At 69.8% G+C, this 16,827-nt stretch carries 16 protein-coding genes and 1 pseudogene; 3 read left to right on the top strand and 14 right to left on the bottom strand.

Annotation, left to right across the window (positions count from 1 at the left end; genetic code table 11):
* Positions 1-10: 10 nt before the first annotated feature.
* The 14 genes and pseudogenes from mrdA to BLW17_RS00540 all read right to left on the bottom strand — a co-directional run bounded on the left by mrdA (position 11) and on the right by BLW17_RS00540 (position 14,854).
* Complete coding sequence (gene mrdA / locus BLW17_RS00605) at positions 11-1,957, bottom strand: penicillin-binding protein 2 (protein WP_036736265.1); 1,947 nt, start codon at positions 1,955-1,957, stop codon at positions 11-13.
* Positions 1,958-2,033: 76 nt separating this feature from the next.
* Positions 2,034-2,573: a hypothetical protein gene (locus tag BLW17_RS00600; RefSeq protein ID WP_036711685.1), complete on the bottom strand. Its 540-nt coding sequence runs from the start codon at positions 2,571-2,573 to the stop codon at positions 2,034-2,036.
* Positions 2,574-2,577: 4 nt separating this feature from the next.
* Complete coding sequence (gene mreC, locus BLW17_RS00595) at positions 2,578-3,573, bottom strand: rod shape-determining protein MreC (RefSeq protein WP_074825958.1); 996 nt, start codon at positions 3,571-3,573, stop codon at positions 2,578-2,580.
* A gap of 8 nt (positions 3,574-3,581) precedes the next feature.
* On the bottom strand, positions 3,582-4,616 hold the full coding sequence (locus tag BLW17_RS00590; RefSeq protein WP_036704714.1) for a rod shape-determining protein: 1,035 nt from the start codon (positions 4,614-4,616) through the stop codon (positions 3,582-3,584).
* A 184-nt stretch (positions 4,617-4,800) separates the two neighbouring features.
* Positions 4,801-6,135 (bottom strand): glutamine synthetase family protein, encoded by a 1,335-nt coding sequence (locus BLW17_RS00585; RefSeq protein ID WP_036712070.1) that lies wholly within the window; start codon positions 6,133-6,135, stop codon positions 4,801-4,803.
* 6 nt (positions 6,136-6,141) lie between these two features.
* A complete protein-coding gene (locus tag BLW17_RS00580) occupies positions 6,142-6,966 on the bottom strand; it encodes an ABC transporter permease (RefSeq protein ID WP_036735337.1) in 825 nt (274 codons plus the stop codon).
* Positions 6,963-7,847 (bottom strand): ABC transporter permease, encoded by an 885-nt coding sequence (locus BLW17_RS00575; protein ID WP_036735338.1) that lies wholly within the window; start codon positions 7,845-7,847, stop codon positions 6,963-6,965. The genes BLW17_RS00580 and BLW17_RS00575 overlap by 4 nt, the downstream gene beginning before the upstream one ends.
* 237 nt (positions 7,848-8,084) lie before the next feature.
* Positions 8,085-8,807: pseudogene (locus tag BLW17_RS00570) on the bottom strand (transporter substrate-binding domain-containing protein); the annotation flags it as partial.
* Positions 8,808-8,833: 26 nt separating this feature from the next.
* Positions 8,834-9,661, bottom strand: a complete 828-nt coding sequence (locus tag BLW17_RS00565) for an ABC transporter ATP-binding protein (protein ID WP_036735340.1) — start codon at positions 9,659-9,661, stop codon at positions 8,834-8,836.
* A gap of 73 nt (positions 9,662-9,734) precedes the next feature.
* Complete coding sequence (locus BLW17_RS00560; RefSeq protein WP_036704720.1) at positions 9,735-10,187, bottom strand: tellurite resistance TerB family protein; 453 nt, start codon at positions 10,185-10,187, stop codon at positions 9,735-9,737.
* 100 nt (positions 10,188-10,287) lie between these two features.
* Positions 10,288-10,596 carry a DUF1330 domain-containing protein gene (locus tag BLW17_RS00555; RefSeq protein WP_036735342.1) on the bottom strand — a complete coding sequence of 103 codons (309 nt, stop codon included), beginning with the start codon at positions 10,594-10,596 and terminating at the stop codon, positions 10,288-10,290.
* A complete protein-coding gene (gene ppk2 / locus BLW17_RS00550) occupies positions 10,596-11,492 on the bottom strand; it encodes a polyphosphate kinase 2 (RefSeq protein WP_036704723.1) in 897 nt (298 codons plus the stop codon). Before ppk2 ends, BLW17_RS00555 begins: the two co-directional genes overlap by 1 nt.
* A gap of 1,261 nt (positions 11,493-12,753) precedes the next feature.
* Positions 12,754-14,019, bottom strand: coding sequence for an ATP-dependent Clp protease ATP-binding subunit ClpX (clpX, locus tag BLW17_RS00545; RefSeq protein ID WP_036708137.1), 1,266 nt, complete (start codon positions 14,017-14,019; stop codon positions 12,754-12,756).
* A 205-nt stretch (positions 14,020-14,224) separates the two neighbouring features.
* The gene (locus tag BLW17_RS00540) at positions 14,225-14,854 is read right to left on the bottom strand and encodes an ATP-dependent Clp protease proteolytic subunit (RefSeq protein WP_036708135.1); all 630 of its coding nucleotides are present in this window, start codon (positions 14,852-14,854) and stop codon (positions 14,225-14,227) included.
* Between the two features lie 145 nt (positions 14,855-14,999).
* On the opposite strand from BLW17_RS00540, the gene pth reads away from it, so the two are divergent.
* The 3 genes from pth (at position 15,000) to BLW17_RS00525 (ending at position 16,818) form a co-directional block, all read left to right on the top strand.
* Positions 15,000-15,701, top strand: a complete 702-nt coding sequence (gene pth / locus BLW17_RS00535; RefSeq protein WP_074825955.1) for an aminoacyl-tRNA hydrolase — start codon at positions 15,000-15,002, stop codon at positions 15,699-15,701.
* A gap of 90 nt (positions 15,702-15,791) precedes the next feature.
* Positions 15,792-16,166 (top strand): DUF2237 family protein, encoded by a 375-nt coding sequence (locus BLW17_RS00530; RefSeq protein WP_036731137.1) that lies wholly within the window; start codon positions 15,792-15,794, stop codon positions 16,164-16,166.
* A gap of 49 nt (positions 16,167-16,215) precedes the next feature.
* Positions 16,216-16,818 carry a DUF4893 domain-containing protein gene (locus BLW17_RS00525; RefSeq protein ID WP_036731135.1) on the top strand — a complete coding sequence of 201 codons (603 nt, stop codon included), beginning with the start codon at positions 16,216-16,218 and terminating at the stop codon, positions 16,816-16,818.
* The last annotated feature ends 9 nt before the right edge of the window (positions 16,819-16,827 follow it).

Below are 16,827 nucleotides of genomic sequence, written 5' to 3'. Positions count from 1 at the left end.
CATGCCGCGATCACGCCCGCGCCCGGCCGGTCGCCTGCGCCACCGGCGCGGGCATGAGGCGCAGGCGGGCGCGCATCTCCTCGATGGCGCCGCGCTGGCCGGGGGGATAGGCCTCGAGCGGCGGCATCCCGCCGGCGAGCGCGAACAGCAGGATGTCGCGCGCGACCGGCGCGGCCACGGCCGAGCCGCCGCCGCCATGTTCGACCACCACTGCCACGGCATAGCGGGGCGCCTCGACCGGGGCGTAGCAGACGAAGAGCGCGTGGTCGCGGCGGATCCACGGCAGCTGGTCGTTCGAGATGACGCCGCGGGCGCGCTCGGCGGCGGTGATGTTCCGCACCTGGCTGGTGCCTGTCTTGCCGGCCATCCGCCACTCGGGCGCGACGATCCGCGACTTGGCGGCGGTGCCCCGGTCGCCGTTCATCACCGCGTCCATCCCGGCCCGCGCGATCCTGAGGCTGCTCTCGCCGAGCCCGAGGTCCGCGAACGGCGTCACCGGCACCGCCACCCCGTCCACCGCCCGGACGAGCCGCGGCATCACCTCGCGCCCCGTCGCCACCCGCGCGGTCATCACCGCAAGCTGCAGGGGCGAGGCGAGCACGTAGCCCTGCCCGATCGAGGCGTTGAGGCTGTCGCCGATCTGCCAGTCCTGGTTGTGGCGGGCCTTCTTCCAGGCGCGGTCGGGGGCGATGCCCTCGGCGATGGCGGACATCGGCAGGTCGGGGCGCACCCCGATCCCCAGCCGCCGGGCCATCTCGGCGATCCGGTCGATGCCGATCTTCTGCGCCAGCTCGTAATAGAAGACGTCGCAGGACCGCTCGAGGCTCTGGACCGGGCCGACCGAGCCGTGGCCCCCCCGGCTCCAGCAATGGAAGCGGCGGCCGGCGACGGTGGTGTAGCCCGGGCAGTAGAAATGCGAGTTGGCGTTGATCAGCCCAGATTCGAGCCCAGCCAGCAGCGTGACCATCTTGAAGGTCGAGCCGGGCGGATAGACCCCCTGCACCGTCTTGTCGGCGAGCGGGCGGTGGTCGTGCTCCATCAACGCCTTGTAGTCGCCGCTCGAGATGCCGCGCACGAAGAGGTTCGGGTCGAAGCTGGGCGAGGAGGCGCTGGCCAGCATGTCCCCGGTCTCGACGTCCAGCACCACGGCGGCGGCGGATTCCTCGCCCAGCCGCTGCATGGCGAAGTTCTGCAAGCCCGCGTCGAGCGTCATCTGCACCGTCTCGCCCTGCTGGCCCTCGATCCGTTCCAGCTCGCGCATCTCGCGCCCGGCGCTGTTCACCTCGACCTTGCGGGTGCCAGCCTTGCCGCGCAGCTCGGTCTCGAGCTTGGCCTCGACGCCGAGCTTGCCAAGCTGGAACTCGGGCAGCATCAGCACCGGGTCGGGGTTCTCCATCTTCGAGAGGTCGAAGTCCGAGACCGGGCCGACGTAGCCCAGCACATGGGCGAAGTCGCCGCCGCGCGGATAGCTGCGCGAGAGGCCGGATTCGGGCGAGACGCCGGGCAGCGCCGGGGCGTTGACGGCGATGGACGAGAACTGGTCCCAGCTCAGCCGGTCGGCGATCACGATGGGGGTGATGGCGCTGCGGCGGTTGATCTCGGCCAGAAGCGCCGCCACGGCGGTGTCGGTCATCGGGATCAGGTGGCGCAGCCGGGCGATCACCAGCGAGGGGTCGCCGGCCTCCTCGCGCGTGATGGTGGCGCGGTAGTTGGCCTCGTTCCCGGCCAGCAGCACGCCGTTGCGGTCGTGGATCAGCCCGCGGGCCGGGGGCAGCAGGCGCAGCTTGATCGAGTTGCCGTCCGAAAGCAGCCGGAACTCGTCGGCGCGGTCAAGCTGCATGGTCTTGAGCCGCCAGCCGAGGGTGGCCACCACCGCCGCCTGAATCGCGCCCAGCATCAGCCCGCGCCGGGTGATCTGGCGGGAGCTGTCGACGATCTCGCGGGCGGATTTCTTCATCGGGTCAGGTCATTCGCGGGTCAGGCAGGGCTTCGGGCAGGGGGCGGGCGGGGGTCAGGCGAGGGGCAGGCGGGGGTCAGGCGAGGTCCATCTCTCCGGGTGCGGCGCGGCGCAGGCCGAAGGCGCGCAGCACCACCACGACCAGCGGATAGGCCGCGAGCGTGGCGATCAGGCGCAGGATATCCTGCCCCAACGGCGGCAGCGGCGCCAGCGCCGGGGGGATCACGAAAAGCGTCATCACCACCCGCTCGGCCAGAAGCCCGAGTGCCACGAGCGCGCCGACCCGCAGCCATTCGGCCACGAACCCCTGCTCGGCCCAGCGGGTCTCGCGCCGCCGCGCGGCCTCGGTCGCCACCACGGCGATGGCGGCGCCAAGGCCGATCGGGCGCAGGAACAGCACGTCGGCCAGCAGCATGACGGCCGCCACAGACAGCACCGGCACCTGCTCGGGGCGGCGCAGCACCCAGGCGAGGGTCAACGCCATCAGCCAGTCCGGCCCCGGCCAGCGGATCGCGCCGGGCGACAGCGGCAGCAGCGCCACGAGGATCAGCCCGAGGCTTGCGGCGAGGTAGAGGGCCTGGCCGATCAGCCGGCGCTGGCGGGGCGCGTCGAGCACCGGCTCAGTCCTCGGCCTGGACTTCGCGGTCGGCCTCGGGCGCGGGCGAGTCGGTCGCCCGCACGGCGCCCGCCGCGGCGGCGGCCTCGGCCGTGCCGACCGGCGAGGGGGCGGGGCGCGGGGGCAGGGGCGGGCCGATGAAGCTGGGCGGCGGCGGCGGGATCAGCCCGCCCGCGTCGGCCAGCTGCTCGGCCGGGTGCGAGCGCAGCACGCGCAGGAACTCGAGCCGGCCATAGTCGGCCGCGAGCCGCACCCGCATTCGCCGGTCTGACGCCTGCACCGCCTGGCCGACCAGCAGCCCCGGCGGGAACAGGCCGCCGTCGCCCGAGGTGATCACGCGGTCGCCGGGGCGCACGTCCTCGGGCGATTCCATGAAGTCGAGGACCGGGAAGGGGGTGTTGTCCCCGGTCAGCAGCGCCCGCTGCCCCGAGGGCTGGATCGTCACCGGCAGCCGCGACGAGGGGTCGGTGAGCAGCATCACCCGGCTGGTGGTCTGCCCCACGCCCGAGATGCGGCCGACGAGCCCCAGCCCGTCCATCGTCGCCCAGCCGTCGAGGATCCCGTCCCGCGCGCCCCGGTTCAGCAGCACCGACTGGCGGAATGCGGTGCCCGCATCGGTCATCACCACGCCCGAGACCGAGGTCAGCGCCGGGTCCAGCCGGACGTTGTTCTGCGCCAGAAGCTTGGCGTTCTCCTGCTCAAGCTGGACGGCGGCCTCTTTCCAGGCCGACATCTTCTGCAGCTCGCGCCGCAGCTCCTGGTTCTGCTGGTAGAGGCGCTGATAGGACTGCGCCCCCGCGACCATCCGGCTCGCGGCCGTGACCGGCGCCATCGCCCAGTCGAGCGACGGCACGAAGCGGTCCACGAAGGCCGCGCGCATCCGCTCGGCCCGCGGGCTGTCGATGCGCCAGAACAGGAACATCCCGAACAGCACCAGCACCAGCAGCGCCACGAGGATGCGGCGCACGGGCGTCGCGTAGTCATGGCTGCGGCGCGCCATCGGCGGCCTCAGCTGTCGTAGTCGATGACGTGGCGCAGCTGCTTTTCGTATTCCAGCGCCTTGCCGGTCCCCAGCGCCACGCAGCTCATGGGCTGGTCGGCAAGGCTGATCATCAGGCCCGTCTGCTCGCGCAGCGCAAGGTCCATCTCGCCCAGCATCGCGCCGCCGCCCGACAGCATCACGCCGCGGTCCACGATGTCGGCGGCGAGGTCGGGGGGCGTCGCCTCGAGCGCGATCATCACCGCCTCGCAGATCGCCTGCACCGGCTCGGCCAGCGCCTCGGCGATCATCGCCTGGGTGATCTCGACTTCCTTCGGGACGCCGTTCAAGAGGTCGCGGCCGCGCACCTGCATGACCGCGCCGCGCCCGTCGTCGGGCATCCGCGCGGTGCCGATCGAGGTCTTGACCTTCTCGGCGGTCTGCTCGCCGATCAGCAGATTGTGATTGCGGCGCAGGTAGTTGACGATCGCCTCATCCATCCGGTCGCCGCCGATGCGGACGCTGCGGGCATAGACCACGTCCCCGAGCGAGAGCACCGCGACCTCGGTCGTGCCGCCGCCGATGTCGACGACCATGCTGCCGGTCGGCTCGGTGATCGGCATCCCCGCGCCGATGGCCGCGGCGATGGGTTCCGCGATCAGCCCGGCCTTGCGGGCCCCGGCCGAAAGCACCGACTGGCGGATGGCGCGCTTTTCCACCGGGGTCGCGCCGTGGGGCACGCAGACGATGACCTTGGGCTTCGAGAACGAGGTGCGGCGGAACACCTTCTTCATGAAGTGCTTGATCATCTCTTCGGCGCTGTCGAAGTCGGCGATGACCCCGTCGCGCATCGGCCGGATCGCCTCGATCGAGCCGGGCGTGCGGCCCAGCATCAGCTTGGCGTCCTCGCCCACCGCCAGGACCTGCTTCTTGCCGTCCTTGACGTGATAGGCAACCACCGAGGGCTCGTTCAGGATCACGCCCTTGCCCTTGACGTAGATCAGCGTGTTCGCCGTCCCGAGGTCGATCGCGATATCGGTCGAAAACAGACCGCCGAATGCCATGTGCCGTAATCCTTCGTCTGCCCGTTTTCAGGCGGCCCGTTTGCCGCCTGCTGTCCCGAGGCCATTGTTGATCTGTGACCGCACGAGTCGCCCGCGCGCCCTGTCTGGCCGATGGCCCATATAGGCCGCGCGACCCAGCGGTGAAAGCTGTTTTCGCCCGGCTCGGCGGAACCCCGCGCCGCCGCTACACCGTGTCGAGATAGAGCTCGACGGTCTCCTCGTCCGACAGCTCGGCCATGTAGTGGGCCTCTTGCCGCTTGGTCATCACGAAGTTCTCGATCAGATGCGCGGGCAGGATGCGGCGGATCTCGGGCGAGGCCTCGAAGGCGTCGATGGCCGCGCCCCAGTCGGCGGGCAGTTGCTCGAGCGGGTGGTCATAGGCATTGCCGCTGATCGGGGCGGGCGCCTCGGCCCGGTCCTCGAGCCCGTTGAGCGCCGCCCCCAGGATCACCGCCGTGGTGAGATAGGGGTTCACGTCGCCGCCCGGCGTCCGATGCTCGATCCGCCGCGCCTTGGGGCCCGACGAGGGGATGCGGATCGCCGAGGTGCGGTTCTCGTAGGCCCAGCCGATGCCGGTCGGCGCATGGGCATTCGGCACCAATCGGTCGTAGGAGTTCTCGTGCGGGGCAAAGACCAGCGTCGAGCCGGGCATCGCGGCCAGGCACCCCGCGACCGCATGGCGCAGCCGGTCCGAGCCCGCGTCGGTGCCGTCGTCGAAGATGTTGTCGCCGTTCCGGTCCAGCACCGAGAAATGCATGTGCATCCCCGAGCCGTTGAACAGGTGATAGGGCTTGGCCATGAACGACCCGGCAAAGCCGTAGCGGCGCGCCAGACCCTTGACCAGCAGCTTGAAGAGCCACGCATCGTCCGCCGCCTTCAGCGGGTCGGGCTGGTGCATCAGGTTGATCTCGAACTGCCCCGGGGCGGCCTCGGAAATCGCCGTGTCGGCGGGAATGTCCATCGCCTCGCAGCTGTCGTAGAGGTCGGTGAAGAACTTGTCGAAGGCGTCGAGCGCCCGCAGGCTCAGCGTCTCGGCCCCGGTGCGGCGCTTGCCCGAGCGCGGCGAGGGCGGCACCTGCAGATGCCCCGACTGGCTGTCGTCGACGAGGAAGAACTCAAGCTCGGTCGCCACCACAGGGGTCAGCCCCGCGGCCTTGTAGCGCTCGACCACGCGGGCCAGCGCCTGGCGCGGGCAGCCGTCATAGGGCCGCCCGTCGGGGTGGAACATCCAGAGCGGCAGAAGCCCGGTCGGCGCGTCGAGCCACGGCATCGGCATGAAGCCGCGCTCGGTCGGCATCAACAGCCCGTCGGGATCGCCCGCCTGGAACACCAGCGGCGAGTTCTCGACGTCCTCGCCCCAGATATCCATGTTCAGCACCGAATAGGGGAACTTGGTCCCCTCGGTCAGCAGCTTGTCGGCAAAGCGCGCCGGGATGCGCTTGCCGCGTGCGACGCCGTTCAGATCGGCCGCCGCGACGCGGATCGTCTTGACCTCCGGGTGGTCCCTCAGCCAGTCCATGTTCGTTCACCTGATGAGCTTGGGCCGATACCTCAGCCGCTGGGCGGCGCCCGGCAGATGCCGGTTCAGCCGCCGGTTGACGACCCCGAAAAGGGCGATGAGCCCGAGGGTCAGAAGAATGAAATACCCCGCCACGATCGGATAGGCCACGAAGGGGTTGAAGGTCTTGTCGGCCAGATAGCTCGCGTAATACAGGCTGTCGCCCATCTGCTGCACGGCCGGAAACGCCGAAAAGAACACCAGCGTGGTGGCGTGGAAGAGAAAGATCGCCTCATTGGTGTAGGCGGGCCACGACAGCCGCAGCATGGTCGGCCAGACGATGCGGCGGAAGCGCGACCAGCCCGAGAGGCCGTAGGCCTCGGCGGCCTCGAGATCGCCCTTGGGCACGTTGCGCAGGCCGCCGTGGAAGATCTCGGCCGAATAGGCGGCGGTGTTCAGGATCAGCACGATCAGCGCCCCGGCCCAGGCGCGGGCGAGCCACGCGGTCGGGATGGTGACGCCCAGCACGTTCAACCCCTCGCGCGGCAGCAGCACCACCGCCGAATAGGCGAGGAAGAACTGGATGAAGAGCGGGCTGCCGCGGAAGACGAAGATGAAGGCCTCGGCCGGGCGGCGCAGCCACGGGTTGTCGCTGGCCTTGGCGAGCGCCAGCGCCGTGGCGAGGAAGAACCCCACGGCCAGCGCGAGGATGCCGAAATAGAGGTTCCAGATCAGCCCCGAGCCGATCAGCACAAACTGGTGGCAGAGGTCGAAGTCGGTGCGCGGCAGGCCGCGCGCGCCGATCCCGATCGAGCGCAGGGCATAGTCGGCAAAGGTCTGCGCGCAGCTCATGGCGCGGCCCCGGCGTGGCGCATCCGCTCACCCGCCATCGTCGCCTGCCCACGCGACAGCCGCCCCGAGAGCCGGTCGATCACCCGCTGCGATATCCAGGTCATGCCGAGGTAGAACACCAGCAGCGCCAGGAAATACCACACCCGCCAGTCGCCGTGCGGATAGGCATAGGTCGAGGTCTTGGACCCGCCCAGCTCGCGCGCCCAGTAGACGATGTCCTCGACCCCGAGCAGGAACAGAAGCGGCGTGGCCTTGATGAGGATCATCCACAGGTTCGAGAGGCCGGGCAGCGCATAGGTCCACATCTGCGGGATCAGGATGCGGCGGTCGATCTGCCGCTGGCTCATGCCGTAGGCCTCGCCCGTCTCGAGCTGGGCGCGCGGAACGGCCTGCATGGCGCCGTAAAGGACGTTGGCGGCGAAGGCGCCGAAGACGAACGAGAACGCCACGATGGCCAGCGTGATGCCGTAGAGGTCATGCACCCAGGGCGCGGCGTTCGACAGCGGCAGCTTGGCGGCCGGGCAGACGACGAACTCGTTGCCCTGCCGGACCGGCACCGAGGGGTCGCAATAGACGCGGCTGCGCAGCCACTCGAGCCCCTGGTCGAGCGCGATTGGCACGAAGAGGAAGAAGATGATGTCGGGCACGCCGCGGACGATGGCGGCGTAGGTCTTGCCCAGCCAGCGCAGCGGCGTCAGGCGCGAGCGTGCGGCCATGGCGCCCGCGAACCCCATCGCCAGCGCGATTGGCGCGGTGGCGACGAGCAGCAGCAGGACGATCCCGAACGAGCGATAGAACAGCAGGTGCGTCCCCGAGGTGAGGTAGCACAGCATCCAGGCGAGGCCGTCGAGGGCCTTGGGGTCGGCGCATTGGGCGAACATGGGGCGAGGCAAGGCCGCCGCCCCGAGCGCGGGACGGCGGCCTCGGTCAGGGCCGGATCAGTTGCTGGCCGGGGCCGCAGGGGCCGGGGCCGCCGCATCCGCCGCAGGCGCCGCGGCCGGGGCCGCGGGGGCCGCCGCCGCGTCAGCCGCCGGAGCCGCCGCCGCAGATGCTGCCGCCGCCGGAGCCGCCGCAGGGGTCGCCGCCGGAGCTGCCGCGGCTGCCTTCGCCTCGGCGGCGAAGGTCTTGGCCTCGGGGCCGAACCACTTGCCGATCAGCGCGTCGAGGCTGCCGTCGGCCTTCATCTCCTCGATGGCCTTGTCGAACCGCGCCTTCAGCTCGGTGTCGGACTGGCGCATCCCGATGCCGATGCCTTCGCCCAGCGAGACGTTGTCCTGACCGGTGACCCACACCAGCTCGCCGTTCGAATCCTTCATGAACGGGGCGAGGAAGTCCTTGTCCGCGAAGACCGCGTCGGCCTCGCCGTTGCGGACCGCGGCGATGGTCTCCTCGCCGGTGGCGAACTCGACCAGCGTGGCGCCGGTTTCGGCCACGTGGGCTGCCTGGATGGTGTTGGTCTGCGCCGAGACGGTGCCGTTGATGTCGGCATCGGCGGTCTTGGCGAGATAGGCCGAGGGCGGCGGCGGGGTGTAGGCTTCCGAGAAGGCGATCGACTTCTTGCGCTCGTCGGTGATGTTCATGCCGGCCATGATGGTGTCATAGTTCGACGCCACCAGGTTCGGGATGATCGAATCCCAGTCGTTCTTGACCCAGGTGCACTGGGCGTCGATCTTTTCACACAGCGCGTTGCCGAGCTCGATCTCGAACCCGTCGAGCTGGCCCTTGTCGTTGACGAAGTTGTAGGGAGGATAGGCGCCCTCGGTTCCCATCCGCAGGTTCTCGGCCATGCCCATCCCGGCGGTCAGGGCCAGAACGGCCCCGGCAAGCATCAGTTTCTTCATCACTCTCTCCTGTCGGTCGTGTTGTCTCAGGCGGCCATGGTCGCGCTGAGGAATTGGCGCAGCCGGTCCGTCCGGGGTGCGCGGAAAACCTGTTCGGGCGGGCCCTCTTCCTCGACCCGGCCCTTGTGCAGGAAGAGGACGTGCTCGCTCACGTCCGCCGCCAGCCGCATGTCGTGGGTCACGAGGATCATCGTCCGGTGCTCGGCGGCGAGGTCCTTGATGACCTTCACCACCTCCTGCTGCAGTTCGGGGTCAAGCGCGCTGGTCGGCTCATCGAAGAGCAGCGCGCGCGGCTCCATGCAGAGCGCGCGGGCGATGGCGGCGCGCTGCTGCTGGCCGCCCGAAAGCTGCGCGGGCCACGCCTCGGCCTTGTCGCCGATGCCCACCTTGTCGAGCAGCGCACGCGCCCGCGCCTCGACCTCGGCCGGGCGCTGGCCCAGCACCGTCACCGGCGCCTCCATCACGTTCTGCAGGACGCTGAGATGGGACCACAGGTTGAACTGCTGGAACACCATCGCGAGGTTGGTGCGAAGCCGGCGCACCTGCGCCCGGTCGGCGGGCTGGCGGGCGGGGCCGTCGCTGGTCCAGCGCACGGGCTCACCCTCGATCACGATGTCGCCGCGCTGGCTGATCTCAAGCAGATTGCAGCAGCGCAGCAGCGTCGATTTCCCCGACCCCGACGAGCCGATGAGCGTGACCACATGGCCGCGCGGCGCGGTCAGGTCGACGCCCTTCAGCACCTCAAGCGCGCCATAGGCCTTGTGCAGCCCGTTGATGCGGATGACCGGCGCCGCATCGGCAGCGGGGGCGGTGCCGAGGGGGGCGGGGGACGGCGAGGGAATGGCGGGCGTCATGATCCGCCCATCTGGCGCAAAGCCGGGATGAATTGCAACGGGTTCGTGGCCGTGCCGGACGCGCCTCGGGCGGTCAGCTCAGGCTTCCGCCCTCGACCGACTGGCGGGCCAGCGCGCTATCCACATCGTTGACGCCCAGCAGGCTCGCCGCCAGCCGGATCGCGGATTCCTCGGCCGCGCCGCGCGGCCCGTCGGTCAGGGCCACCGACCACATCGCCGCGATGACCGAGCGGCGCTGGTCGAGCGGGATCCGCTCCTTCACCGCGCGGGTGAAGCGGACGGTGTCGGGGGCCTCGGCCTCGAGCATCTCGGCCGCCGCCCGCCGGTCCGAGGCGAGCGCCGGCGTCAGCCCCTGCCGTCGCCCGAGCAGCGCGTCGATCCGGGCCTTTTCCGCCTGCGTGTAGTGGTTGTCGGCCCGCGCGATGCGCACCAGCAGCGCCGCGACGGCCATTTCGGCGTCATCCGCCGAAAGCCCGGTTTCGGGCGGCGTCTCACCAAACAGCCGTGGCAGCAGATTCCTGAACATGGGCCGAGTATCCAACGCGTCCGCGGCGGTTGCAACATGATGAAGGTCAACGGCTTCAACCGCCCGCGGCGCGACGCGGGACGGGCGCGCGGAACCTGCGTCAGGCGCCCGCGGCGGGATCGTCCCAGCCGTCCACGATCACCACGTCCGCCTGGCTGCACGGTCGGCGCAGGGCGAGCGCCGCCTGATACTCGGCGCTCGCATAACAGGCCTCGGCGTCGGCGCGGCTGGCGAACTCGATCACCACCGTGCGCGGGCGCGCCGTGCCCTCGACCACCGACTGCGGCCCGCCGCGGACGAGGAACCGGCCGCCGAAGCGGGCAAAGGCCGCGCCGTTGGCGGCCCGGTAGGCCTCATACCCCTGCGGGTCATCGACGGTGACGTGGGCCACCCAGTACGCGCGGGGCATCAGTATTTCTCGGGCACGTAGAGCTCGCGCGGCAGCGTGTCGCGCTCGTAATCCGGGTTGAACACCCGGTCCGGCAGGCTGATCGGCTCATGCGCGATGTCGGTATAGGGGATCAGCCCCAGCAGGTGGCTGATGCAGTTGAGCCGCGCGCGCTTCTTGTCGTTGCCCGGGACGATGTACCACGGCGCCTCGGGGATCGAGGTACGCTCGAGCATCTCCTCCTTGGCCTTGGTGTAGGATTCCCAGCGCACCCGGGACTGCAGGTCCATCGGCGACAGCTTCCACTGCTTGAGCGGGTCGTGGATGCGCATGAGGAAGCGCATCTGCTGTTCCTCGTCGGTGATCGAGAACCAGTATTTCACCAGCCGGATGCCCGAGCGGACGAGCATCCGCTCGAACTCCGGGACGTCCTGGAAGAACTGCTCGACCTGCGGCTCGTCGGCGAAACCCATGACCCGCTCGACGCCGGCGCGGTTGTACCAGCTGCGGTCGAAGAGCACGATCTCGCCCCCCGCCGGCAGGTGCGGGACGTAGCGCTGGAAGTACCACTGGGTCTTCTCGCGGTCCGAGGGCGCCGGCAGCGCCACCGTGCGCACCACGCGCGGGTTCAGCCGCTGGGTGATGCGCTTGATCACGCCGCCCTTGCCGGCGCTGTCGCGGCCCTCGAAGAGCACGACGACCTTTTCCTTCGAGTGGCTGACCCAGTCCTGCAGCTTGATCAGCTCGGACTGCAGGCGCAGCAGCTCGGTGTAGTAGATCTGGCGGGGCAGGGGGTTCGGATGCATCTCCTTGTAGGCGGCGGCGATCTGCCGGGGCAGCATCGCGTCCTCAAGGTCGAGCTCGAAATCCTCGTCGAGGCCTTCGTCGATGGCGAGCATGTCGAAATCGGTGGTCATCGTCGGTCCCTGTCATGGCGCGGCAGTTGGCCGGATCATGCGAAGCTTTCGCCGGCGGCGCAACCGGGCGGCGCGGGGGGTGCGGTCGGCGCGGGCGAGGCGCGGGGCGGCATTTTGCCGCGCAGGTATGGGGAGGGCGGCTCGCGGAGTTGGGTCAGCGTTGGGCAGGGGGAAAAGCCGAAACCTTCAGGAAGAACACCGGGGCTCCTTCCGATGTCGAGGTGCGCAACCTCTGCCGGGAGCATCTCGGCACGGTGGCACGCCGCAGGGGCACTGCACACGCAATTGGCGCCTGATACCTTGACCCTGGACCGGGCTGCCCAGACTACCAGCCATCCGGCGACCGGCCCAACTATGTCAGCGAGGCCGACGACGCGCGAAGTGCCGGTTCATACTAGGTCGCACGGTCAATCGCCGGGACGCTGAGGGCAGCCCATCCGCGCCAAGCCGCGGGCAGCGACATCCGCATCAACTCACCGCGGTGATCCAGCTCGTGGCTCGGGAAGATTCTCCCACGTCTGACATCAGACAAGCGTCCGCTCGCGGACGGCGATGTTCGGTTGCCGCGCTGGAGCCGCCGACCGCATGGGCCGACCCACCCGCCGCGATGCTTGCCGCCATCACCTTAAATGCGGCGACAGTCCCGTACCGAGACAGCGAAGCGCGAGAGGCTCCCCTTACTCACCGTGGTAGGACGCCCCGCTAAGCACTAAACCCAGCCCGGCAGCGTTAGCCCGCCGCGGCCGGTCCTTCTTCGGCTCGGCGTGTATGCGCAGCGGCTTGGCGGCGGGATTGTCCACCGCCTCCTCGTTGACCGCCACCTCGGTCACGCTGCCCTGCTCCGGCCTGGCACCCAGCCAGGGCCCCGCCTGCCTCAGCTAACCCCGCGGCGGCCGGCTCCTTCTGCGGCTTGGTATGGATCTGCAACGGTTTGAGACAGGGTTAACCACCGCTTCCTCGTTCACCACCTCAGTCAAGCTGCCCACCTCCGGCAACTCGAGCATCGAGCCGAGCAGGCTCTCCCACGGTATGACACCGGCCAAGCGTTCGCTCGCGTCCTCAAAGTCGGTTGCCACGACCGGCTCCACCGGCCCATCGGGCCCATCCCGACCGCGATGCTTGCCGCGGTCGCCCAACGCAACGCAATAGCCACTAAGCGAGCAAGCGGAACGAAAAAGGCGCCAGCGAAACGCAAGAGGCGCCCCCCCCCCTCACCGCGGCAGGGCGCCCCCGCTAAACACCAAAACCCAACCCCGCAGCATCACCCCGCGGCTGCCGGCTCCTTCTTCGGCTCGGCGTGGATTTGCAGCGGCTTGGCGGCGGGGTTGTCCACCGCCTCCTCGTTGACCACCACCTCGGTCACGCTGCCCAGACCCGGCAGTTCGAACATCGAGTCGAGCAGGATGTCCTCCATGATCGAGCGCAGGCCGCGGGCGCCGGTCTTGCGCTTGATCGCCCGCCGCGCGATCGCCTTGAGGGCGTCGTCGGTGAAGGTCAGCTTCACGTCCTCGAGGTCGAAGAGCCGCTGGTACTGCTTGACCAGCGCGTTCTTGGGCGCGGTCAGGATGGTGATCAGCGCCTCCTCGTCGAGGTCGGTCAGCGTGGCGATCACCGGCAGGCGGCCCACGAACTCGGGGATCAGCCCGAACTTGAGCAGGTCCTCGGGCTCGAGCTGCTTGAACAGCTCGCCCACCCCGCGCTCATCATTGTCCTTGACCGAGGCGCCAAAGCCGATCGCGGTGCCCTTGTTGCGCTGCGCGATGATCCGGTCGAGCCCGGCGAACGCGCCGCCGCAGATGAACAGGATGTTCGTCGTGTCGACCTGCAGGAACTCCTGCTGCGGATGCTTGCGGCCGCCCTGCGGGGGCACCGAGGCGACCGTCCCCTCCATGATTTTCAGCAGCGCCTGCTGCACCCCCTCGCCCGAAACGTCGCGGGTGATCGAGGGGTTGTCGGACTTGCGGGTGATCTTGTCGACCTCGTCGATGTAGACGATGCCGCGCTGCGCCCGCTCGACGTTGTATTCCGACGCCTGCAAGAGCTTGAGGATGATGTTCTCGACATCCTCGCCCACATAGCCGGCCTCGGTCAGCGTGGTCGCATCGGCCATGGTAAACGGCACGTCGAGGATCCGCGCCAGCGTCTGCGCCAGCAGCGTCTTGCCACAGCCGGTCGGGCCGATCAGCAGGATGTTCGACTTCGCCAGCTCGATGTCGGTCTTCGACGAGTGGTTCAGCCGCTTGTAGTGGTTGTGCACGGCCACCGCGAGCACGCGCTTGGCGTGCTCCTGCCCGATGACGTAGTCGTCGAGCACGGCCATGATCTCGCGCGGGGTCGGCACCCCGTCGCCCGACTTGAGCCCCGAGGACTTCGTCTCCTCGCGGATGATGTCCATGCACAGCTCGACGCATTCGTCGCAGATGAACACGGTCGGGCCCGCAATGAGCTTGCGGACCTCGTGCTGGCTCTTGCCGCAGAAGCTGCAGTAGAGCGTGTTCTTGCTGTCACCGCCGGGCTGGTTGGCCATCGTCGTCGTCCTCGTTCGTCAGGTGCCCTGCGGCCGTGGCCCCGGGGTTCGTCGTCTAGCCGTCCCCTCGCCGGGCCCGCGGGCTGCGCCCAACGCCCGGTCCGGATGCGTCCGCCCATGTTAGGCAGCCCGCGCGGCGGTCACAATCCCGCATTTCCGTCGCAATCGACCGGTCGCACCGCACGGCGCGCCCGGCCGCGGGACCTCACGTCTCCGGCACCGCCTTGCCGCGGTCGGCCAGGATGTCGTCGATCAGGCCCCAGTCCTTCGCCTCCTCGGGCGACATGAACCGGTCCCGCTCGAGCGCCGCCTCGACCTCTTCCAGCGTCCGGCCGGTGTGCTTGACGTAGATCTCGTTCAGCCGCTGCTTCAGCTTCGAGGTCTCCTGCGCATGGATCAGGATGTCCGAGGCCGTGCCCTGGAACCCGCCCGAGGGCTGGTGGACCATGATCCGGCTGTTGGGCAGCGAGAAGCGCTGCCCCTTCTCGCCCGCGGCAAGCAGCAGCGAGCCCATCGACGCCGCCTGGCCGATCACCAGCGTCGAGATCCGCGGCCGGATATACTGCATCGTGTCGTAGATCGAGAGCCCCGCGGTCACGTACCCGCCGGGGCTATTGATATACATCGAGATGTCCTTGTTCGGGTTCTCGGCCTCGAGGAACAGAAGCTGCGCGCAGGCGAGCGTCGCCATCCCGTCATGGACCGGACCCGACAGAAAGATGATCCGCTCTTTCAGCAGGCGCGAGAAGATGTCGTAGGCGCGCTCGCCGCGCGACGTCTGTTCGACCACCATCGGGACGAGCGTGTTCATGTAGAATTCTGCCGGATCGTGCATCTCGCGCCTGTCGTCCCTGCCGTTGCCTGATGTGTATCTCGAATCGCCGCTGGTCCCGGCCCTGAGGGACCTTTCATAGGGGCGAAAGGTTGACAGAGTCTTAGTTACGGGCAACGTCCGCCGCAAGGGACCGGGGATTTCCGTGATGCTGCTGATGGTAGGCCTGGGCAATCCGGGCGCGAAATATGCGGGCAACCGCCACAATGTCGGCTTCATGGCGCTGGACCGGATCGCCGCCGATCACGGATTCTCGCCGTGGAAGTCGCGCTTTCAGGCGCTCACCGCCGAGGGGCGGCTGGGCGACGCGCGGGTGACGCTGCTCAAGCCGCAGGGCTTCATGAACCTCTCGGGGCAGGCGGTGGGCGAGGCGATGCGCTACCTCAGGCTCACCCCGGCCGAGGTCATCGTGCTGCACGACGAGCTGGACCTCGCCCCGGGGCGGGTGCGGGTCAAGCAGGGCGGCGGGCACGCCGGCCACAACGGGCTGCGCTCGATCCACCAGCACATCGGCGAGGCCTACGGCCGCGCCCGCATCGGCATCGGCCACCCCGGCCACAAGGACCGGGTCGCGGGCTACGTGCTCTCGGACTTCGCCAAGGCCGAAGAGGCGATGCTCGACGACCTGCTGCGCGGGATCTCGGACGGGGCGCCGGCGCTGGCGGCGGGGGACGGCGCGCGGTTCCAGAACGCCGTCGCCGCCCGCACCGCGCCGCCGCGCAACAGCGGCACCCGCCCCGCCCCGGCGCCTGCGCCTGCGCCCGCCGCGCCCCCCGCCGCGCCGCCTGCGCCCGACCCCGAGCCCGACCTCGCCAGCCGCCTGCGCGCCCTCACAGATCGCTTTCGCTGAACTCTTCCCTGCGCCAATATCCCGGGGTCCGGGGCAGCGCCCCGGTCCGGCCGCCGCAACCCGCGCCGCCCTCACCGGAAAGGACAGACGATGGAGCCTTCGCGCAACGTCCTCGGCACGCGGCTCGAGCCGTGCTCGACCGACCCGCTCACCGGCTTCTATCGCAACGGCTGCTGCGACACGGGGCGCGAAGACGCGGGCAGCCACACCGTCTGCGTGATCGTCACGGCCGAGTTCCTCGCGCTCTCGAAATACCTCGGCAACGACCTCTCGACCCCGCGGCCCGAGTACCGCTTTCCCGGCCTCAAGCCCGGCGACCGCTGGTGCCTCTGCGCCGCGCGGTTCCTGCAGGCGGCACAGGAATATGCCGCCCCGCAGGTGGTGCTCGAGGCCACGCACATCCGCGCGACCGAGATCGTGCCGCTGGAACTGCTGCGCGCCCATGCGGTTGAGCGGGACCGCTGACGGCGGCTCAAATCTGCCGCCCAAGCCATTGACCGACAAGGAGATCGCCATGACCCGCCTCGCCCTTGCCGCAGTGCTCTCGCTGCTTCCGCTGACCGCTACGGCCGCCGATCCGCTCGCCGACGGCACCCGGATCCGCCCCGAGGATGCCGCGCGGCTCGAGGCGCTCGACCGGGCGACCGGGGCGGCGCTGCGCCAGGCGCTGGGGCAGGGCAGCGCCGCCCAGGCGGCCGACGCGGCCGACACGCTGCGCGGCGCGGCGCTGGCGGCCACGCCCGAGGCGCTGATCGGCGACTGGTCCTGCCGGATGACCAAGATCGGCGGGTTGCAGGCGTCTGTCAGCTACCCGCCCTTCCGCTGCGCCATCACCCGCGACGGCACGGCGCTGCGCTTCGAGAAGCTGACCGGCTCGCAGCGCACGAGCGGCACGCTGCACCATGACGACGGTGTCTGGGTCTACCTCGGCTCGACCTTCGTGGCGGGCGAGGCGCCGCGCCCCTATGCCGACTTCCCCGACGACATGGACACCCAGGGCACCGAGACGCTGCCCGATGTGGGCCTGCTCGAGCCGATCGACGCCGACCGGGCGCGGATCCTCTTCCCGCTGCCCTACCGCGAGTCGGTGCTGAACGTCCTCACGCTCACCCGCTGACGGAACACC

The sequence above is a fragment of the Paracoccus sanguinis genome, assembly GCF_900106665.1.
In the GTDB taxonomy this organism is placed as follows: domain Bacteria; phylum Pseudomonadota; class Alphaproteobacteria; order Rhodobacterales; family Rhodobacteraceae; genus Paracoccus; species Paracoccus panacisoli.
This window is presented reverse-complemented; position numbering and strand designations above follow the sequence as displayed.